Source organism: Photobacterium rosenbergii (genome assembly GCF_003026455.1).
In the GTDB taxonomy this organism is placed as follows: domain Bacteria; phylum Pseudomonadota; class Gammaproteobacteria; order Enterobacterales; family Vibrionaceae; genus Photobacterium; species Photobacterium rosenbergii.
In genome coordinates this window covers 542,505-562,968 of the sequence record NZ_PYMB01000002.1, presented here as the reverse complement: position 1 = coordinate 562,968, position 20,464 = coordinate 542,505, and the positions used below count along the sequence as shown (strand labels likewise).

Here is a 20,464-nt window from a genome sequence, read left to right as displayed (position 1 = left end):
TTCCTAATAGATGAAGTGAAACCAGCTAGCTAGTTTGATTTGGACTCGGGCCATCGTTGCCCAGAACGAATCGGTTTGTGGATAAACCACCACGGTTGCCCTCGAACCCACGAAGAGGGACTGAGGTAGTGGCTTGTCAGTGGTTAAATTAATTCTTGTTCGTTGGGCATCACGAACCCAGCGGTTATTGCTTGCCACCTCGGTCAGGAAGCCATCTGGCCTTTGCTGGGCCGCCGCGACACCGTAATCACGGCTGCTAATTGAAAATGGGTAGACTTCACCGGGGTTAGCATCAAAGGCAACTAACGCAGAATAATGTTGATTGATTGCCGCAACAGACTTTTCACGAAAATCAGCGGCTAACCATAACGATCCAGAGGGAACAAAGGTCAGAAGTGGCGAGTTCACATTTGCCGTAGTTCCTTCTTCAAGCTGAAGGTTAGTAACAACACCATCGCTTGGTGCCACCACGACGGTGTTGCTGAGATCAAGCTCGGCCCTTTCAACTTGGTTTCTGGCGGTGAGAACTGCGGTACTTTCCCCCTTAGCTCGGCCCAACTGGCTTTCGATCACTTTCAGATTTTGCTCCTCAGCAAGCAAAGTCGCTTTCGCTACCCTGTCTTGTGCCTGTGCATTATCAAGTTGGGACTGGGAAATCACTTTTCGATTCGACAGCTTTTGTAACCGTAAGTACTCTCGGTGGGAGTTGATATAATTGGCTTCTGCCCGACTTATGTTGGCAAGGGCTGCTTCACGTTGAGAGTACAACGTCGCTTCTTTCTCATAAGCCGACTTTAATGACAGCTTGGCTTTTTCAAGCTCAATTTGATATTTGCGATCGTCAATATTGAACAGCGGATCACCGGCTCGTACCTGCTGATTGTTCACTACCAGAACCTGGGTAATTTTTCCGGAAACCTCCGGTGCCACTTGAACCACATAGCCCTGAACACGTCCCTCTGTGGTGATCGGCGCATACCTATCAGCAGTGATCACATATGCAAAAAGCACAATAAACAGGACAATAAGCGTACGCATCCAAATTCTAAATTGCTTATCAGCGTTCATTCTTCACTCCACGAATCCTTTTTTCGCGGATTATAAAGAAATGGTCTGTGTTAAAGTAGAATGATAACTAACACACATAAGACCTAAAAATAGGACAATGAAAGTCAATCTTGATGATCTCCATCTCTTCATCCAAACCGTAGAACATGGCGGTATCAGTGCTGCAGCGGCTGCCAACAATCTTCAACGTTCTAAGATCAGTCGTCGCTTACAAGAGCTTGAATCCGCCCTTGGCTGTCAACTGCTGATCCGAACAACGCGAACGATTGAACTAACAGACAAAGGCAAGCAGCTATTTGATATGGCTTCACAACCCATTGAGTTGTTGCAGCAGGGGATAAAGGTATTTAGCGAGCAACAGTCAAACTTTGCCGGCACGGTTAGGCTTGCTATTCCGACGGCGATAATGACGCTATCTGCATTCAATGAAATCATCACTGAATACACTAGTCGCTATCCGAACATACGAGTGGAAATTGAAAACCACCAAGAGAGTGTCGATTTAAAGCGGCAAGCTTTTGACCTACAAGTACTGCCAAGCGTAGTCAAAGTCAGTGATGACAGTTACATTCAATTTAGCTTGCTGTCATATCGCAGCAACCTGGTTGCCTCAAAAGAATATCTAGCAAAGTTTCCGCCGATTGAATCAACCGAAGATCTCAAATCACACCGGCTGCTGACCAATCGCTACAATGCTAGCTTGATCCCATCCGAGCTGCATATCTCAGTTCAATCGGACGATCTAACCTTACTGCGTAACATGGCCATGGACGGTAGCGGTATTGCTTTCATTCCAGAGGCCCACTCTAGAAGAGCCATTGAAAAAGGCCAATTGGTCAAGGTGCTACCCCATTTTGAATACCCCGACCATAACCTCACTCTGGTCTACCCCTCTGCTGTCTATCTTCCGGAAAAAATTAAAGTTTTAATCGATTTATTCCGCGAGACATTCTGATGATTTTGGCCAATTGAGCCATTTGTGGTGTCCGCTTTCGACAACAAATTGTCCGCTATCAACATTCGGTTTGTCACTTGCCAACGACATACTCTGACTCAAAGCTAAAATGATCCATTAAGGAGTCAGATATGTCAGCTCATCCAATTTATGACATTGATAAACCGGAAGTGGCCCTTGGCCCTAGCCTGGAAAACCTGAAAAGTGCTTTTCTGCGTACCCCTGCGCCAACTGCCGCGCAGCGAATTGAGCGCCTGCAGCGTTTACACCAAGCACTTGTTACCTATCAAGACCGCCTAATTAAAGCAGTAGATCGTGATTTTAATGGCCGCTCCCGTGCCGAAACCCTGATGATCGAACTGCTGCCTATTTTCGAAGGTATCCACTACAACAAGAAACACCTTCGCAAGTGGATGAAAACCTCAAGCCGCAAAACGCCATTGATGCTATTCGGAGCGAAGACCGAGGTCCGTTACCAGCCACTCGGCGTTGTTGGTATCGTGGTTCCTTGGAACTTCCCGATCTTTTTGGGCTTATCACCACTAGCGGGGGCTCTTGCTGCCGGTAACCTGGCAATGATCAAAACCTCGGAATTTGCACCGGAAACAGGGGCTTTGATCAAGCAAATGATTGAAGAGTTTTTTACCTCAGACGAAATTATCGTCGTCAACGGCGGTGTCGAGGTCGCAACTGAGTTTACCCAACTTCCTTTTGACCATATCGTATTCACTGGCTCAACCCAGGTCGGTAGTATCGTTATGCAGGCTGCAGCAAAAAACCTTACCCCTGTCACCTTGGAGTTGGGCGGTAAGTCACCGGCTATCATCCATGATGACTTCCCCATTGAGGAGGCGGCTAAGAGGATCGCCTTTGGTAAAGGACTCAATGCCGGACAGGTGTGTGTTTCCCCTGATTATATTCTGGTACCCCGCCATAAAATCGATCAGTTCAGTGACGCCTTCAGCGCCGCTATTGCCAAGCACTACCCAACCATGCGCGACAACAATGACTACACGTCGATCATTACTGAGCGGCAACGCGACCGATTGTTAGATAACATTGAGGACGCCAAACAAAAAGGCGCAGACGTTGTTGTGATTAACCCCGCCAATGAAGACTTCGCTGGCACTCGCAAGTTACCCATGCATGTTGTGAAAAATGTCACTTCGGATATGCGAGTGCTAAAGGAAGAGATCTTCGGCCCAATCCTGCCTTTGGTTCCTTATGATACGCTGGATGATGCGATTGAATACGTGCAAAACCATGACCGCCCGCTTGCACTATATTATTTTGACTGGGATAAACGCCGGGTAGATAAAGTGGTACAAAACACTCACTCCGGCGGGGTCTGTATCAATGAAGTGATGACCCACACCATGGTGGATGATATGCCGTTTGGCGGTGTCGGTCCCTCTGGAATGGGGCATTATCACGGCAAGGAAGGCTTCTTGAATTTCTCCAAGGCCAAATCGATTGTGGTCAAAGGCCGCTTTGATGCCAGCCAATATATCGCAGCACCATGGGGCAACAAGATGTTCAATTTCTTTATCAACTTCCAGCTAAAACGGCTGAAAAAATTTTAACTGAAAGCTGTACCTAAGTAATTAAAAATCAAAGGTTGAAAACCACCACTGCTATTTGATTTCAGTGGTGGTTAACTCATGACAGGCCTTTGGTTGAAGGTCAGCATGCTTTTTTGATGCTGCCAGGCGAAAAGCCGAATTTCTTGATAAAAGCACGCACAAAACTGGCCGGCTCAGCGTAACCCACCCGCCAAGATACCGTATCCACATTCAAGCATGATGCTTCAAGCAATTCCTTGGCAACTGTCAGACGGGTATTGGCATACAGTTCCCGATAAGTCGTTCCTTCATCGTTTAAACGGCGGCGCAAAGTACGCTCGGTCATCGATAACTTTTCAGCAACCGCATTGAGGGTTTTCTCTTCTGCGATATCTTCGAGCACCACTTGCTTGACCTTTTCGGTCCATTGGTTTTCCTCATCAGCCTCTTTTGCCACGATGGTATCGCATTGCTCAAGGCAGAACCTTAATGTGACAGGGTCACTTTTAGGCAGGGGCAAATCCAGCCACTGTTTGGGAATTACCAGAGAATGGCTGTCGCTACCGCCCTTTACCTTTATTCCGAGGACTTTCTCAATCGAAGCGAGATAATCCGGATCAGAAAGTGTTGTCTTGAGATAGATATCAGCAAGGGCTGACTCTGGCAGGGATTCTTTCAAAAAGTTAAGCGTGACTACAGTATGCCGCTCAAGGACAAAAGGTTCGATAGCTTTTGGCAGTTCGCTCATATCGAAGGTAAGCACGCCCACCGTTTCTGTCTCAGCGAAAGATAGCTTGGCAAGCACAAAGGACAATTTGACGTAATCAATGGCAGTCAAGAACGCAGCCCGCATCGTTGGGCTGGTCAATATGGCAAAGCCCCAAATACCAAAGACATTCACATGCATCTGGAAACCGATTTCTGCGCCCAGCCCTACCTGCCCACCAGACAAGGAGACATAGTTTTGGATCACTGCGATTTCTTGTTCCACCGTCAATGTAAGATCATCGTGGCCGATTTCACTTTCTGACAAGCCGGTGTCTCTCAAGCAATCAGCAACACTGATCCCCTTCCCTTTGGCAGCGTCACAAATTAATCGGACGCTTGTTATTGTTCTCATTGTTTTCTCTATCCAGTTCCATGAAATCGAGGTGGTTGAACCCATTGGCCATCTGGCCACATCCGCCTTTTGCCTCACATTTAATAAATGTAAGGCAATTTTCGCCCCCGAGGCAAAAAGACCTTACCAGCAATCAATAGCTTCTGTGAATATCTCTAACCTTAACCAATGAGTAATTCAGTCATTGTTAAGAGGTACTTAACCCTTGATTATATATGTTTGACTACCCTTAACTCCGAGCCAGCATTACCATTCTCCCCGCTCTATGTGTTGCTCGACCCGATAGAGAATATCCAAGAAATATAAAGAAATATTCCGTCAAACAGCCTGACGGGGAGGAAATCATGCTCAACGAAGTAGCCGAACTATCGCGGATACAGTTCGCCACGACGGCACTGTACCATTTTATTTTCGTGCCCTTAACCATAGGGCTAGTCGTATTGCTGGCAATCATGGAAACCATGTATGTCATTACCGGCCAGCAAATATACAAAGACATGACAAAGTTCTGGGGCAAGTTATTCGGGATTAACTTTGCGATTGGTGTTGCTACTGGCCTCACCATGGAATTCCAGTTCGGGACAAACTGGTCTTTCTACTCCCACTATGTTGGGGATATCTTTGGTGCGCCGCTGGCCATCGAAGCGCTTATTGCGTTCTTCCTCGAATCAACCTTGGTTGGCCTATTCTTTTTTGGTTGGGACCGACTTTCAAAACGCCAGCACCTTGCCATCACTTGGTTGACGGCACTGGGTTCGAACTTTTCCGGCCTATGGATTTTGATGGCCAACGGCTGGATGCAAAATCCGGTCGGCGCAGAGTTCAATTTTGAAACCATGCGCATGGAAATGACCGACTTTGTCGAAGTCGTTTTCAACCCAGTCACTCAGGTTAAATTCTTGCACACCGTCGCCGGCGGTTACACCACTGGCGCTATGTTTGTTATGGCCATCAGTGCCTTCTACCTGCTAAAACGCCGAGATATCACCTTCGCTCGCCGCTCATTTGCGGTTGCTGCAGCATTCGGCCTTACCGCTATCCTGGGTACATTGCTACTGGGTGATGAGTCTGGTTACGAACTCGGTGACGTACAGCAAGTCAAACTGGCAGCGATTGAGGCCGAATGGCATACCGAAGAAGCGCCTGCATCCTTCACGCTATTTGGCTTCCCTAACCAAGAAACCAAGGAAACCGACTACGCCATTAAGATCCCTTACCTTATGGGCATCATTGCAACCCGCTCATTTGATGAACAAGTCATGGGTATCGATGACCTGATGAAGCAAAACGAGGCTAGGATCCGCAATGGTATGGTTGCCTATGGCCTGCTGGAAAAACTGCGTAGCGGATTCCACACCGAGGACGATGTCCAAGCCTTCAACGAAGTGAAAAAAGATCTCGGTTATGGGTTACTGCTGAAGTCTTACACCAACTCTGTGGTCGATGCGACCGAAGCACAGATCAAGCAAGCAACCGAAGACACTATCCCGCAAGTTGCACCGCTATTCTGGAGCTTCAGGATTATGGTTGGTTGCGGCATGCTAATGGTTATGCTGTTTGCCTTGGCCACATGGTATAGCTGCCGTGAGTCCCTACCGCAGAAACGATGGTTGCTCAAATTGGCCCTTATCTCGATGCCACTGCCATGGATTGCGAGCCAAGCGGGTTGGATTGTTGCTGAATATGGCCGTCAACCTTGGGCAGTGGGTGAAGTACTACCGGTAAATATGGCAGCCTCCCAGCTTGAACCGGGTCAAATCATGCTATCTATTGCAATGGTCTATGTGCTGTACACCCTATTCCTGATCATCGAATCATTCCTGATGGTCCGCTACTCCAAACTTGGGCCAAGTGCTCTCAAAACAGGTCGTTACCACTTTGAGAACCAGCCTGAAGACCGAGCGCTGACTTCAGCAACTAGCCACTAAGGAATGCTATTATGATTGATTACGAAACACTGCGATGCGTCGCTTGGGTAATAATTGGCCTGTTGCTTATTGGCTTTGCAATTACCGATGGTTTTGACATGGGCGTCAGTATGCTATTGCCCGTGCTGGGCAAGAGCGACATGGATCGCCGCATAATGATCAACACTGTCGGTCCCCACTGGGACGGGAACCAGGTTTGGTTGATAACTGCTGGCGGTGCTATTTTTGCCGTCTGGCCTTTGGTCTACGCCGTCTCTTTCTCTGGGTTTTATTTTGCCATGCTGCTTGCCTTGGCATCCTTGTGGTTACGCCCGTTAGGCTTTGATTACCGTTCAAAAATCGATAGCCCAGTCTGGCGAGATGTCTGCGACAAGGCTTTGTTTGCCGGCGGTTTGATTCCAAGCGTCATATTTGGTGTCGCGTTTGGTAACCTGATGCAAGGTATCCCGTTTGTATTGAATGACCTGCTAATGACCAGTTACAAAGGCAGCTTTTGGGGGCTACTAAATCCATTTGCCCTGTTGTGTGGTTTACTTAGCCTCAGCATGATTCTGACCCAAGGCTCAACATGGCTACAAATGAAAACCACCGGCTCGTTGCATTCCAGAGCCTGCGCCTTTAGCGAGTTATCAGCCATTGTAACAGCAGCGCTATATGTCATCGCCGGGATTTGGGCCTACAACCTAGACGGTTACCATATTTCCAGCGCGGTTGTCACAGATGCGGCAGCCAACCCGCTTAACAAACAGGTGGTAACTGTTGCCCACGGATTGTTCCAGAACTTCAACCACTATCCGGTTCTTTGGATCATTCCGGCACTGGCAGTGATTGCACCGATCTTTACAGCGCTATCAGCGAAAAAACAAAAAGACGGTACCGCTTTTGCGATGTCGAGCATAACGGTGACCAGTATCATACTGACTGCGGGTATCGCATTATTCCCGTTCATCATTCCATCGAGTATCAACCCATCCCACAGCCTGACAATATGGGATGCGACATCAAGTGAAAAGACGCTGGGAATTGTCGCCTTGATAGCTGTCATCATGGTACCGATTATTCTCGGGTATACCTTGTGGTGCTACCGCAAGATGTTTGGCCGGGTTGATAAGAGTTACATCGAACAGAACAAAACAACATTATATTAAGGAGCAGCTATTATGTGGTATGCAGCCTGGGTTATTGGTTTGGCTTTCGCCAGCTACATCGGAATTAAAAATGGATTCCGCATGGAACGCAATGAGCGAAACTGGAAAAAACACTAATACGATAAAAATATGAGTGCCAACATATGGTGAATTCGTTTTCTATAAATAAACCTCCGTAATATTTTATAGAGATAACATTCACTCAAAATAAAAAACTCGCCTTTTGGCGAGTTTTTTATTTTTTCAGACAACAGAAAATCATATCGGTATTAGCTAGCTCAATGAATGTGAAACAGATTAAGCAGATGTTAACCATCAATTAAACACAATCAAATATACACAACCCCACTTATCTCTTATCTTAGCCACACGCTTTGACCGACATCAATAAAACGATATTTTTCGCAGTAATTAAGTCAAAGTTAATCTTGAACGACAAAGGTAAGCGCTATGAAATTCACATTAAAAACACTACTTGTTGCTACAGGTTTAACACTTGCTTCAAGTATGTCTTACGCAATTCCCCTAAAGCCAGCTGACACTGATTACACTCTACAGTTGCTAGGCTCAGGCGGCCCTATTACCGATGATGTCCGGGCTTCTTCTGGTGAAGTCATTTGGTGGAAAGGTAAATCCAAAATCCTTATCGATGCCGGTGCCGGCGTTTACCTACGCTTCGGCCAATCAGGTTCACGCATGGAAGAGCTCGACTTCTTGGGTGTTACCCACTTCCATACAGACCACGTGACTGACTTACCAGCACTACTAAAAGGCGGCTACTTCTTCGACCGCTCTTCTACTCTGGCGATTGCGGGCCCTACAGGGGAAGGTGCTTTCCCAAGCCTGACTGAATATATGGATGCACAATTCAACCGTGACTCTGGCGCATACGCTTATCTTAACGGAATTTATGACGGCAGCGACGGCCTTTTCCCTGTATCTATCCAAGATGTCGACTTCCATAAGAAAACCGGGACAAAAGTTTACGAGGAGGATGGCCTAACCATTTACGCCAAAGGGATCCCACATGGTGATGCACCTACCCTCGCTTTCCGCATTGAGTCTGAAGAAGGAACCATGGTCATCTCTGCCGACAACAATGGCTCAGATGAAAGCTTTATTGATTTCGCCAAAGGCGCCGACCTGCTAGTCATGCCAATGGCAATTTATGAGGACGCTGACGATATCTCCAACTACATGCATGGCTCCCCTTCAGTAATCGGCAAAATGGCCCAGACCATCAACCCTAAAGCACTGGTTCTCAACCACTGGATGGGTAAAGGCCTGGCACTGAAAGATGAAGATATCGAAGTCGTGAAAAAATACTATAAAGGTCCAGTTTACGCAGGCCGCGACCTATCTAGTTACCCAATGAGCGCAATTATGGAGCTAAACAATGAACAATAAGATCGTACTTTCTATCGCAATGACATCCGTACTGGCAATGAACGCAGGCGCTGTACAGGCAGAGTCCCAGGACAGCGCACCAGCCGCGCAAAAGCCCGTTGTATCAGCCCCTAGCAGCAACAACGGCGGTAAATGTGCCAGTGGTAAATGTGGTACCGAGAAAATCTTTGCCAAGGTTGAGTTAAATTCAAACCCACAAGATAAATTGGTCAGGGCTCGCGATGGTAAATGTGGCATTTCAGGCCAAGGCCTAACACCAGATAAAGCCACTGTCGCCCAGCCAGGAAAATGCGCAGGTGGGTTATGCGGACAATAACACCTTTTAGCAAAGGGATAGGTCTTCGTAACGAACATATGGATATTCTCTGCCAGCAACCAGCCAATATTGACATTGACTTTCTAGAATTGGCACCTGAGAACTGGATGAGTATTGGCGGAGTTAAGCAAGACGCACTTGAGATAATTGCAGAAAAATATCCTCTCGTTGCGCACGGTTTGAGTTTATCTATTGGTGACGCCCAACCGCTTAATAAGGAATTTGTTAAACAAGTTGGCACCTTTTTGGATAAATTCAATATTGAAATCTACAGCGAACACCTAAGCTTCTCTCGTGACAGCAAAGGTTACCTGTATGACCTATTGCCAATACCAAGACACAGGGAAAACCTGAACTATTTATCAGGTAGGATCAATGCGGTACAAGATATTTTGCAGCGGCCACTGGTGTTGGAAAACATCTCCTATTATTACAGCTATCCAGGAGATATCGAAGAAGCCGAGTTTTTCTCACAGCTTATTGAGAAGACCCAATGTGAAATATTGCTAGATATAAATAACGTCTTTGTTAATGCAACCAACCACGGTTATAACGCGTTAGAGATGATTAAAGGTTTACCCTCAAAAGCTATTCGGTATTTCCATATCGCGGGGCATTTGAAACAACAAGATAACTCGCTACTTGATACCCATGGCAAAGCGGTAACCGCTGAAGTGATCGAACTGGCTAGGCATGTCTTCGATTTTCATGGTCCAAGACCTTTGTTACTTGAACGGGATCACTTTGTGCCATCGCTCGAAGAATTGACCCAGGAACTTTGCCAAATACATCAGTACGCGATGAATGGCAATCATGAACAGAATGAGATCGAAGCATATGCACTGTCCACCAAGCAACATGCTCTCTCTGATGCAGGCATTTGCTGACGGAGTCCGTCAGCATAATGAACACAGGGAAACAAGCATTGGGCAATACCATGACTTTATTTGGGGCAATGTTCATAGCGTCGTTAACCAAACTTTTCCGATGTTCAGCCAACAACTTCAGGAAAATGAGTTAAATAATTTGGTTACGGCGTTTGTTGAACATAGCCAAGCAATAGAGCCTGAATTTCATCATATCGCCACAGAGTTTGTTCGCTTTATACAGTCTGGACACCATGCTGTTAAACCAGAGCTTAAAACGTTGCTGGAATATGAATGGGTGATATTCAACACTGAAATAAATACCGAAGGGGTGAAAGCCCATAGCGATATTTTTTCAGAAAAGGCATTGCTAACTGAGTATAGGGTTGAGTTAAATCCGACGGTCACCTTTATCCAGGTTCCATTTTCAATTAACGATAATGAAATCGCTTTCCATAAAGTTAATCAGGAACTTCAAGCCTATGCGATATACCGAAATATGAAACACCAGGTGCTTTCTCAACCACTGGGTTATAACGACCGATACATATTGGAAATAGTCAGTAATCAATACTCTATTTCCGTAGATGAATTACTCGCTCAAGTAATACCTCAACTATCGGAAAACTACATCCATGAGTGGATAAAGCACTATTACCAAACTGGCTTGGTGATCTTAAGTCAACACTAGCCATTGATAGCCATATTAATATCAAATTAATCATCAGGAGATTAATGATGATCCAATCAATCACGTCATTTTTTGACGGCATTTTCGAAAAATGCAAACGCTTCGATTTTATAGCTCTACTAGGCTGCCGCCTGTTTCTATTGCCAGTGATTTATGAAGGTGCCCACTCGAAAGTCATGGGGTTTAGCGGTACAGTCGAGTTCTTCGCCTCACCAAAATCAGCTGGCGGTTTGAACTTACCGTTTCCTGAGTTACTGGCTTTCCTTGCGACCGCTACCGAAGTGACCGGCCTAATTTGTATCGCTCTGGGTCTATTCACCCGCTTGATCTCCATTCCTATGATGGTGGTAATGACAGTAGCCAGTGCCATGGTTCACATGAGTCACGGTTGGTTGGCGATTGCGTCGAACGATATGGAATCTGCGGTACGCTTCAACAACTTCATTGTGTGGTTGGCAGAAAACTTCCCTGGCCGATACAACTACATTACTGAACTTGGCGACCCGGTGATCCTAAATAACGGCATGGAATTCTCCATTACGTATTTTGTTATGCTCTTGGTACTGTTCTTCTTCGGTGGTGGCCGCTACGTGAGCGCAGACTACTGGCTACGCAAAGCTATCAACAAAAAATAAAATTAAAGAAATTCAGTCAGCATAAAAAAGGAAGCCGTTGCCAAGCAACGGCTTTTGTTTATTTTACTGCTGTCTTATCAATTAACTTTTCTCGACGGCAATACCACGTAATACCATATCTACAATAAACTGACGAGCTTCATCAAATTCTTGCTCTGTTAATGACTTCCCTTGCAGCAAACCTATTTCGGTATCAAAGTCTGCATAGAATTGTGTCGCCCCCCAAATGAGATAGAGCAAGTACATTGGCTGAACCGGCCTTATCAATCCTTGCTCAACCCATGCTTGAATTACTGTGATTTTTTTCTGTGACCACTCAATCATCGGCAAGTGAATATCTTCTCCGATAACCGGGGCCCCTTGGATTATCTCCATCGCAAAAATTTTCGACGCCTGGGGATGCTCTCGGCTATAACGCATTTTCTTGTTGATATAAGCGGCCAAAACGTCATTCGGTGGCTGGCTGGCAGCTTCTTCTGCAAAACCGTCGTTCCACATTGTCACAATGTCTTGCAGTAGCGCTTTATATAACCCCGTTTTCGATTTGAAGTAATAAAGGATATTGGCTTTTGGCAAGCTGACTTTGTCGGCTATGGACTGCAGAGAGGTACCTTTAAAGCCATACTTGGCAAACTCTTCAGCTGATGCCTGCAGAATTAATGCTTGGTTTCGGCGCCTAATTTCCCCACCGCTTTCCTCAACTGCAACACTCTTTGTATCCATTCAACAACCATCCCCTAAGTCCTTGTTACTACCCAGTAGACCCCTTCAATAGCTGATATGTCAAGCCACCAACGTTATTCAACCTGACGCACAAAAAGCGTGCAACTGCACCATGATTGCTCGAATGCTCCCGCAAAAAATCCATGAAATTCAGTCCGAAGCCCCGCCACCACTAAACCTGAACAGTTGGTCAACTTTTTGCATTGAAACAATTAAAGCAATAGATCTCTTTTGTATTACCAATGAGGAAGACAATGACAGCATACCCCTTAGCCCTAGATAACCAGCAGCTTGCAGGTATTTGTACCAGTCAGTTCTGGTGCGCCAAGATGCAAAGGATGGGGCCATATAAGCACTATGCCGACTTCATAAAAGCCAGTGACCATGCTTTTGAAGCCATGGTTGCTGCCGACTGGTTGGAAGCATTCGAAGGCCACCCTATGATCGGTGATTTGGATTCACTGAACAAAAAATACGCCCAAGGAAAGAGCCTCAGCCAACAAGAGCAGCAACAAGTCAGCGCAGCCGACCCTGAGGTGCTGCTCTCCCTCCATCAATTTAACCAAGCCTATTTCGATAAATTCGGATTTATTTTTATCGTATTCGCCTCGGATAAAACTGCCGCCGAAATGCTCAGGCTCATTAAAGCACGGATCGATAGGAGCTTTGATCAAGAACTTAAAACCGCATCTGAAGAGCAAATTAAAATCAGCAAACACCGCATGGAGGCATTCCAATGAGAACGCTAAGTTGCCATATCCTTGATACCAGCAAGGGCACACCTGCTGCCGGTATTGCCATCTCGTTGTATCACGCCACGACACCTACCCCGCTGGATCAACAACTCACAGACAGTGATGGTCGCGTTCGCTTTGAAGAAATAGAACTCTATCAGGGGCAATACACTTTAGTTTTCGATACCGATAAGTATTGCAAGCAACAGTTCGGTGAGGCTTTTTTTCCTGAAGTCAGGGTGACCTTTTGCGTTACCGATGACAGGCACTATCACATCCCCCTTTTGTTATCACCCTATTCATACAGCACATATAGGGGAAGCTAACACTCAGAAGAACAAAAAAACGAACAAGTAAAGTCAACAAAAAATAATAAAAGGAAAGGAATCTATGTGGCCACAACTCTATGAATGGATATCACTATTCATCAAATGGTTTCATGTCATTTGTGCGTTTGCCTGGATCGGGGCGAGCTTTTATTTCACTTGGCTCGATAACAGTTTGAAAACGCCTCCAGAACATAAAAAGAAACAAGGTATCAAGGGCGATCTATGGGCCGTCCACGGGGGAGGCTTTTACGAAGTTGCCAAGTACCAAGCTGCACCACCAGCAATGCCCGAACAATTACACTGGTTCAAGTGGGAAGCATACACCACTTGGATCACTGGTACGCTGTTGCTGTTTTGGATGTACTATTTTAACGCCCAAGCCTACCTAATCGATCCAAGGGTTATGGCACTCAGTATTCACGAAGCGATTGCAATGGGTGTAGGAGGAATTGTTCTGGGTGTCATAGCCTATGAGCTAATTTTACGTTCACCGATAAGCCGGAAGCAGAGCGTGTTTATTCCCGTAATGCTGCTAATGGGTGCGCTATTTTTCTACGGGTTCAGCCAGATTTTCAGCGGTCGTGGTGCATTTATCCATATGGGCGCCCTTATCGGCTCAATTATGGCGAACAATGTTTTTCTCAAAATTATTCCCGGACAACGTAAGATGGTCCGGCAAGTTACCGCCGGTAAGCCTGTCGATCCCAAGCCGGGCCTAGAGGGAAAAAGACGGTCCGTCCATAATAACTACTTCACTTTACCCGTAGTGTTTCTGATGATCAGCAACCACTATCCGATGATATATCAGCACCCGTTCAATTGGGCAGTCGGTATGGCTATTTTGCTGATCAGTGCCTATATTCGCCATTACTTCAATCTAAAACACAGTGGCAAGCACCAACCTTGGGTATTGGGTGCAGGCTCAGTCGCTATGCTCTCGCTTGCGGTTGTCATCAGCCTACCAGCAGCGACTCTCCCAGATAACAACAGCGCTATCCAACCAGCCATGGTTAATTCTGAAGCGGCCCCGCTTTCACCCGGCCAGCACACGGTAATGGACATCATCGAACAGCGCTGTAGCAGCTGCCATAGCTCCAACCCGACTGATGATGTTTTCAAGGTCGCCCCGCTTGGTGCGGTTTTCGACAATTGGCAGGATGTTGAACGTTGGAAAGAGCGGATCCTTGTCAGAACTGTTGATACCGGCGATATGCCATTCCTCAATAAAACCACAATGACCGACGAAGAACGTAAAAAGCTCAATAACGTTCTGCGCTCAAATGCCGGAAGCTAAGCCGATAACCGTTTTATAAATACAGCAGAAAAGGAAGTCATTATGAAAAAGGATCAAAAAAGTGAAAACGATACTGATCTTGTCTATCAGCTCGACGATAAACCCGCGACAGGAGAAGCTCTGTATGCCGGATTCCAGCACGTACTGGCCAGTTTTGTAGGTATTATCACTCCCACACTGATTATTGGTGGCGTATTGGGGCTTGGCGAACATATCCCCTACCTGATCAGCATGGCGTTAATCGTCTCTGGTGTGGGTACTTTCATTCAGGCCCGCAGAATAGGCCCTGTCGGTGCGGGGATGATATGTGTTCAAGGTACCAGTTTTGCTTTTCTTGGCTCCATCTTAGCCGGTGGCCTTTTGATGAAAGCAAATGGATCCACCCCAGAGCAAATATTGGCAATGATATTTGGGGTGTGTTTTGTCGGCGCATTTATTGAAATATTAATCTCACAATGCCTTACTAAGTTAAAACGCATTATCACTCCGATGGTTACCGGTATTGTTGTTACCACCATTGGCGTATCGTTAATCAAAGTAGGGATGACAGATCTAGCAGGAGGGGTCAACGCGTCTAATTTAGGCAGTTGGCAAAACCTATTGGTAGGCGGTGTCGTGCTAAGCATGGTTATTTTACTCAACCGATCTTCACACCTCATTATCAGGTTGTCGGCAATCTTAATCGGTATTACTACCGGATACCTATTGGCCTATAACATGGGGATGGTGAATCTTGGCCAAGCCTTTAATCAACCGTTATTCAGTGTACCTGTCCCTTTCAAGTTCGGCTTCGACTTTGACTGGGCCATATTCCTCCCGATTGCCATCATCTACACCATCACAGCAATTGAATCTGCTGGAGATATTACCGCTAACTGCTTGGTTACCAAGCAACCTGTCGAAGGGCACGGATATTTAAAGCGCCTGAAAGCCGGGATTTTAGGAGATGGTGTCAACTCAATGTTGGCAGCAATTTTCAATACTTTCCCCAATACAACCTTCAGCCAAAACAACAGCGTGATTCAACTCACGGGTATTGCTAGCCGCTTCGTGGGTTACTACATTGCCCTTATTCTCGTTGTACTGGGCTTGTTTCCCATTGTCGGTTCCATCTTGATGACAATACCCAAACCTGTGATTGGCGGGGCTACATTAGTCATGTTTGGAACCGTGACTGCGGCTGGGATCAAAATCATTGCCCGTGAAGATTTGGATCGTCGAAATCTAATGATCATGGCAGTCTCATTCGGTATGGGCCTAGGCGTGATGATGGTTCCAGAGGTGGTTTCCGATATGCCGAAAATCATACAAAGCATCTTTATTTCCCCGGTCACCACCAGCGGCCTCGTTGCCATATTCATGACTTTGGCAATGCCCAAACACGAAAGTACCGATATCAAAGATCAACAAAGTAGCGGAATCGACCACTCTCTCGCGCAGAAAAAGGCATAATTTCTTGCCATCAACGATACCAGCGGGGGGCACTCCCCCGCTTGCCACTTCCCAAATACCACCTGTTCCCTGCAAAAATTCAACCGTAAAAACTCTCTCACACCACAGCAAAAAAGCTATTGATGCGATCTGAACAGTATCTATCCGTTCTATAGGATGATATAAAAAGCACGATCGTACTTATTTTATCGCTCCCAAACATATCCGATAAGGAAATCACTATGGCGCAAGCAGAATTACAACAAAGCACGGAAGCAACTAACACGCCATCTCTCAATAGCCCATTTCCGCTAGGTAAAGCCACAACAATAAAGAACCGCTTGTTCAAGTCAGCAATGAGTGAACAACTCGGTGATGCCAACCATAACCCTAAACAGGGTCTGGTCACCCTTTACCGCCGTTGGGCCGAAGGAGGGATTGGTTTGGCAATGACTGGCAACATCATGATTGACCGAAATGCACTCGGTGAGCCGAAAAATGTCGTTCTTGACGAAAAGAGCGATCTCACTATTTTTAGAAAGTGGGCAGAAGCCGGAAAACACAGTGGTTCCCACATTTGGCCTCAACTCAATCACCCTGGTAAGCAAATACCGAACTTCCTTTGCAAAGAACCCGTCGCCCCTTCGGCAATATCTTTATCGAGAGGGTTAGAAAAAGGCTTCAACACCCCAAGAGCCCTTACCGAACCAGAAATTCTCTCGATTATCGGAAAATTTGCCACCAGCGCGAAACTGGCCAAAGACGCCGGTTTTACTGGTGTGCAAATTCATGGTGCCCACGGTTATTTGGTTAGCCAATTCCTATCTCCAAGGCACAACCAACGGGATGACCAGTGGGGCGGCAGCCTCGAGAACCGTATGCGTTTTGTCCTTTCGGTTTACCACGCGATCCGGGAGCAAGTTGGCGCGCACTTCCCGATTGGCATAAAACTCAACAGCGCTGATTTCATGAAAGGCGGCTTTACCGAAGAAGACTCCATGCAAGTTGTTCGTTCCTTGGCTGAAGTTGGGATAGATTTAATCGAAATCTCCGGCGGCACCTATGAGAGCCCTTCGATGATGAGTGGCAAAACAGCAAAACAAAGCACCATACAACGTGAGGCCTATTTCCTTGATTATATGGAGAAGGTCCGGAAGTTAGTGGATGTGCCACTGGTTGTAACCGGTGGTTTTCGCAGTGCGCCGGCGATGAATGAGGCACTGGAGAGCGGCGCTACTGACTTTATTGGTCTGGCTCGTACCACGGCTATTGATGCTGAGTTTCCAAATAAGTTGCTGGCCAATGCCAACTACAGCATGCCGTTAGCCAACCCCACAACAGGAAACAAAGCGATGGATCGTTTGGGCATGCTAAGCATCACCTGGTATGAGCAGCAGATGTGGCGCATGGCTAAAGGGCTTGACCCCAAACCTAGGTTAAATGCTTGGGGAGTGGTATTTAAAACCCTTGCCAGCGCAGGAATTTACGCCTTCAGAAAACGTCGGGCTTAACCTGACCGTCAACCAAAGTTGCGGCACGACGATGATTGCGTGCCGTGATTCTAGTTTTCTTCATTTATACCCCATTGTAATGCCTTGCATTCCCAACTGACTGTTTGTTATAACCCCTCTCAATACCTTGGCAGTAATAAACACAGCAAAAACTGGATAACATGACTCCTGATCAGCCTGATAATAACGATACCCGACCTAGCAATCGCCCAGCCTATAAAAAGCAGTCTGGCAATAATAAGCATCAATCTGGCAATAAAAAACAGGTAAACGGCGATACATATAGTCAAAAGAAGACCGGCCCTAAGCCAGCTCAAAAGGTCGAGGACGTCTACGAGTATGCCATCTGGTGGTTGAACCAACGCGGCTATTCCGTCATGAAGCTAAAGGAAAAGCTGACTAAGAAAACAACCAACACCGAATGGATTAACCAGGTTATCGGCCGCTTGCTCGAACTCGGTTATCTCAATGACCAACGCTATGCTGAAACCTACGTCAACTCGCGCTGCCGCTCTTATGGACCAACTAAACTGACACAAAAGCTTAGGCTCCAAGGTGTAGGCCAAGACGATATCGATAATGCGCTACAGACTATCGAAGATTCAGAATTAGAAGTATTAATAACCCGAACCATAAGTAAATACGCAGGTAAAAAGAGTGCTAGGGATATCAGCTTACGCCTGCAACAAGAAGGGGTTAGCCCTGCTAAAATTCAAGCCATCATGGCGCAATCATTGGATTTGGAGCACGAATTGAAGTTGGCAGAAAGGTTAGTCAACAAACACAGCAAGAAAATGGGCCGAACAGGGCTGATCCAAAAACTACGCAGCGAGGGGATCAGCCAGGAAGCCATTGAACAGACGCTAGCTAGCGATGATAGTGAACAGCAAGAGAATGAAGACCAGCAAAAGGCGCTGGAACATCTCAATAAAAAGTATAAATCCCCTATCGTCGATTTTGCCGAGAAGAAAAAGGCCACCGCTTTCTTGGTCCGTAAAGGATTTAGCTTTGCGGATGCCAACTACGCCCTTGAACATCACTTGGAATAAGCTGGGTTATAGTAACTTTCAAATTGCAAAAAAAAGGGAGCAAACGTTCGTTTGCTCCCTGATGTTCATTTATTGATGTTCTTCGCTAGAGGAAAAACAGTTGCTCTTGCGTAACACCCTCATCACCAAAGCTGATTAAGCCTGCTCCCACAACTTCGCCAACCTGCCACTTACACCAGGCCTTACCACCATCTACCATGACCTCTGTGATATCCATCTTATCGCCATGTTCTCTCAGCCCAGTGATGTAGGCTTGAAGGCCCTCTTTGCTGTGGACAATGCCATTTTGATCCAACAGCATGTAATCAGAGGTCACGTTATCTGCAATCTCATCGGCATCTAAATGGGTGAAACCACTCGCGTAACCACCCAACTTGTCTTGTGCTGACATGATCCTATCCTCTCTCGGTCTAGGAAGAGCTAAAGTTAACTAGCAGTATAGTACTTAGCCCCGCTTCAACCTTAACCCCAAAGGGTGAGTATAAATAGCAGATTATCAATATTGCTCTAAGCCTGTAGATATTGCCCAAGAGCTATGAAGAACGGTACCCCCAGCAAAACATTGAATGGGAAAGTAATACCCAAAGCAGCCGTTATCGACATTCCCGCATTGGCTTCCGGCAGGCTTTCTTTCATTGCTGCAGGTACTGCGATATAAGAAGCACTCGCCCCCAGAATAGCCATTAATGCAATCCCGCCACCACTAAAGCCAAGCATATACCCAAGGCCCGTCCCTGCGATGCCGCCTATCATCGGCATCAGAATGGCAAAGCTCACCAAGAACAGGCTGTTCTTTTTGAGTGCCGATAGTTGCTCACCTGCCACAAGGCCCATTTTCAGCAGGAACAACGCCAATACGCCCGAGAATAGTTCAATGAAAAACGGTGACAGTTTCTGCACGCTGTGCCCGCCGAAATAGCCAATCAACAAGCTGCCGACCATCAATAGGATACTTTGGTTGGCCACCAGTTCTTTTTTGATAAATTCGGCATTGATGAGCTTCAAGCTTCCCTTGGCCAGTATCAAACCAACCAAAATTGCTGGCATTTCTAGTAAGACTACAAACAGCGGGAAATAAGCTTCATAGTTTATGTTGTTAGCCTCGAGTAAGGCCACAGCAACAGCATAGGTCGCGACACTGACCGAGCCGTAATGGGCAGCAACCGCACCGGCATTGATTCGGTCCAACTGACCAAAATAACGCAGTAATGGATAGGCTATCAGCGGCAATAACAAGCCAAAGGCAATAACCGCAATAGACATAGTAAACAAGCTTGGGTCGATATGTTCCTGTAGCGCGATGCCCCCTTTAAGGCCTATCGCCACCATTAGAAACATACTCAAGGTTTTATATAGCCCTTCTGGAAAAGAAACCTTAGCACCAAGCAGTTGGCACACTACCCCAAGGACAAAAAAAGCGACAACGGCATCCATGTTCTACTGCTTCCCTGAACCTTGAACAGCCAAAGACTGGCCCCGTAACACTTGACCAGCCACAGCACCGGCTGATTTTGCGCCTTTAGTTTGTTCGGTTTTAACGGCAGAAAACACGGTAAAGCCAGCCAAGCCCGCAGCCAAAATAGCAAAACCCAACAATCCCTGGCCCAGTGCTGCACTCAAGCTATAAAACAAAACCAGCATCGCACTGGTTAGCATTGGCAAAGCGACATTTCTTATCTTCATCTTGACCTCCATCG

The 20,464-nt window shown here is 46.5% G+C and carries 21 protein-coding genes; 15 read left to right on the top strand and 6 right to left on the bottom strand.

The features are described from left to right. Nucleotides 1–3: 3 nt before the first annotated feature. The gene (locus C9J01_RS09570; protein WP_107297898.1) at nt 4–1,068 is read right to left on the bottom strand and encodes an HlyD family secretion protein; all 1,065 of its coding nucleotides are present in this window, start codon (nt 1,066–1,068) and stop codon (nt 4–6) included. Nucleotides 1,069–1,165: 97 nt separating this feature from the next. Between C9J01_RS09570 and C9J01_RS09565 the strand changes: the two genes are divergently transcribed. Together C9J01_RS09565 and C9J01_RS09560 are read left to right on the top strand one after the other, a co-directional pair. Then, entirely contained in the window at nt 1,166–2,023 is an 858-nt protein-coding gene (locus C9J01_RS09565) for a LysR family transcriptional regulator (RefSeq protein ID WP_107297897.1), read from the top strand. 131 nt (nt 2,024–2,154) lie between these two features. Next, nucleotides 2,155–3,606, top strand: a complete 1,452-nt coding sequence (locus tag C9J01_RS09560) for a coniferyl aldehyde dehydrogenase (protein ID WP_107297896.1) — start codon at nt 2,155–2,157, stop codon at nt 3,604–3,606. A gap of 100 nt (nt 3,607–3,706) precedes the next feature. On the opposite strand, the gene C9J01_RS09555 is transcribed toward C9J01_RS09560, so the two are convergent. After that, nucleotides 3,707–4,705, bottom strand: a complete 999-nt coding sequence (locus C9J01_RS09555) for an AraC family transcriptional regulator (protein WP_158264519.1) — start codon at nt 4,703–4,705, stop codon at nt 3,707–3,709. 344 nt (nt 4,706–5,049) lie between these two features. Between C9J01_RS09555 and C9J01_RS09550 the strand changes: the two genes are divergently transcribed. The 7 genes from C9J01_RS09550 (at nt 5,050) to C9J01_RS09515 (ending at nt 11,696) form a co-directional block, all read left to right on the top strand. Then, nucleotides 5,050–6,633 carry a cytochrome ubiquinol oxidase subunit I gene (locus C9J01_RS09550; RefSeq protein WP_107297894.1) on the top strand — a complete coding sequence of 528 codons (1,584 nt, stop codon included), beginning with the start codon at nt 5,050–5,052 and terminating at the stop codon, nt 6,631–6,633. Nucleotides 6,634–6,644: 11 nt separating this feature from the next. Continuing rightward, nucleotides 6,645–7,781 (top strand): cytochrome d ubiquinol oxidase subunit II, encoded by a 1,137-nt coding sequence (cydB, locus tag C9J01_RS09545; protein WP_107297893.1) that lies wholly within the window; start codon nt 6,645–6,647, stop codon nt 7,779–7,781. 450 nt (nt 7,782–8,231) lie between these two features. Further along, the gene (locus C9J01_RS09535; RefSeq protein ID WP_107297891.1) at nt 8,232–9,188 is read left to right on the top strand and encodes an MBL fold metallo-hydrolase; all 957 of its coding nucleotides are present in this window, start codon (nt 8,232–8,234) and stop codon (nt 9,186–9,188) included. Beyond that, nucleotides 9,178–9,504, top strand: a complete 327-nt coding sequence (locus C9J01_RS09530; RefSeq protein WP_107297890.1) for a hypothetical protein — start codon at nt 9,178–9,180, stop codon at nt 9,502–9,504. Before C9J01_RS09535 ends, C9J01_RS09530 begins: the two co-directional genes overlap by 11 nt. Further along, nucleotides 9,492–10,391, top strand: coding sequence for an MbnB/TglH/ChrH family RiPP precursor modification enzyme (locus tag C9J01_RS09525; protein ID WP_107297889.1), 900 nt, complete (start codon nt 9,492–9,494; stop codon nt 10,389–10,391). Before C9J01_RS09530 ends, C9J01_RS09525 begins: the two co-directional genes overlap by 13 nt. Beyond that, the gene (locus C9J01_RS09520) at nt 10,375–11,061 is read left to right on the top strand and encodes an HvfC/BufC family peptide modification chaperone (protein ID WP_158264518.1); all 687 of its coding nucleotides are present in this window, start codon (nt 10,375–10,377) and stop codon (nt 11,059–11,061) included. The genes C9J01_RS09525 and C9J01_RS09520 overlap by 17 nt, the downstream gene beginning before the upstream one ends. A 47-nt stretch (nt 11,062–11,108) precedes the next feature. After that, nucleotides 11,109–11,696 carry an HvfX family Cu-binding RiPP maturation protein gene (locus C9J01_RS09515; protein WP_107297887.1) on the top strand — a complete coding sequence of 196 codons (588 nt, stop codon included), beginning with the start codon at nt 11,109–11,111 and terminating at the stop codon, nt 11,694–11,696. 81 nt (nt 11,697–11,777) lie between these two features. Here the strand turns inward: C9J01_RS09515 and C9J01_RS09510 are convergent, their stop codons facing one another. After that, complete coding sequence (locus C9J01_RS09510) at nt 11,778–12,419, bottom strand: TetR family transcriptional regulator C-terminal domain-containing protein (RefSeq protein ID WP_107297886.1); 642 nt, start codon at nt 12,417–12,419, stop codon at nt 11,778–11,780. 254 nt (nt 12,420–12,673) lie between these two features. On the opposite strand from C9J01_RS09510, the gene C9J01_RS09505 reads away from it, so the two are divergent. The 6 genes from C9J01_RS09505 (at nt 12,674) to C9J01_RS09480 (ending at nt 18,767) form a co-directional block, all read left to right on the top strand. After that, entirely contained in the window at nt 12,674–13,159 is a 486-nt protein-coding gene (locus C9J01_RS09505) for a 2-oxo-4-hydroxy-4-carboxy-5-ureidoimidazoline decarboxylase (RefSeq protein ID WP_107297885.1), read from the top strand. Beyond that, nucleotides 13,156–13,479 carry a hydroxyisourate hydrolase gene (uraH, locus tag C9J01_RS09500; protein ID WP_107297884.1) on the top strand — a complete coding sequence of 108 codons (324 nt, stop codon included), beginning with the start codon at nt 13,156–13,158 and terminating at the stop codon, nt 13,477–13,479. The genes C9J01_RS09505 and uraH overlap by 4 nt, the downstream gene beginning before the upstream one ends. A 64-nt stretch (nt 13,480–13,543) precedes the next feature. Then, nucleotides 13,544–14,776, top strand: a complete 1,233-nt coding sequence (locus C9J01_RS09495) for a urate hydroxylase PuuD (RefSeq protein ID WP_107297883.1) — start codon at nt 13,544–13,546, stop codon at nt 14,774–14,776. A 42-nt stretch (nt 14,777–14,818) separates the two neighbouring features. Then, the gene (locus C9J01_RS09490; protein WP_107297882.1) at nt 14,819–16,228 is read left to right on the top strand and encodes a uracil-xanthine permease family protein; all 1,410 of its coding nucleotides are present in this window, start codon (nt 14,819–14,821) and stop codon (nt 16,226–16,228) included. Nucleotides 16,229–16,449: 221 nt separating this feature from the next. Continuing rightward, nucleotides 16,450–17,718 (top strand): NADH:flavin oxidoreductase/NADH oxidase family protein, encoded by a 1,269-nt coding sequence (locus C9J01_RS09485; RefSeq protein ID WP_107297881.1) that lies wholly within the window; start codon nt 16,450–16,452, stop codon nt 17,716–17,718. A 161-nt stretch (nt 17,719–17,879) separates the two neighbouring features. Beyond that, nucleotides 17,880–18,767 (top strand): RecX family transcriptional regulator, encoded by an 888-nt coding sequence (locus C9J01_RS09480; RefSeq protein ID WP_107297880.1) that lies wholly within the window; start codon nt 17,880–17,882, stop codon nt 18,765–18,767. Nucleotides 18,768–18,852: 85 nt separating this feature from the next. On the opposite strand, the gene C9J01_RS09475 is transcribed toward C9J01_RS09480, so the two are convergent. The 3 genes from C9J01_RS09475 to C9J01_RS09465 all read right to left on the bottom strand — a co-directional run bounded on the left by C9J01_RS09475 (nt 18,853) and on the right by C9J01_RS09465 (nt 20,450). Further along, complete coding sequence (locus C9J01_RS09475) at nt 18,853–19,158, bottom strand: nuclear transport factor 2 family protein (RefSeq protein ID WP_107297879.1); 306 nt, start codon at nt 19,156–19,158, stop codon at nt 18,853–18,855. Nucleotides 19,159–19,274: 116 nt separating this feature from the next. Continuing rightward, nucleotides 19,275–20,201, bottom strand: a complete 927-nt coding sequence (locus C9J01_RS09470) for a sodium-dependent bicarbonate transport family permease (protein WP_107297878.1) — start codon at nt 20,199–20,201, stop codon at nt 19,275–19,277. Between the two features lie 3 nt (nt 20,202–20,204). Then, nucleotides 20,205–20,450 (bottom strand): hypothetical protein, encoded by a 246-nt coding sequence (locus tag C9J01_RS09465; protein ID WP_107297877.1) that lies wholly within the window; start codon nt 20,448–20,450, stop codon nt 20,205–20,207. Nucleotides 20,451–20,464: the final 14 nt, after the last annotated feature.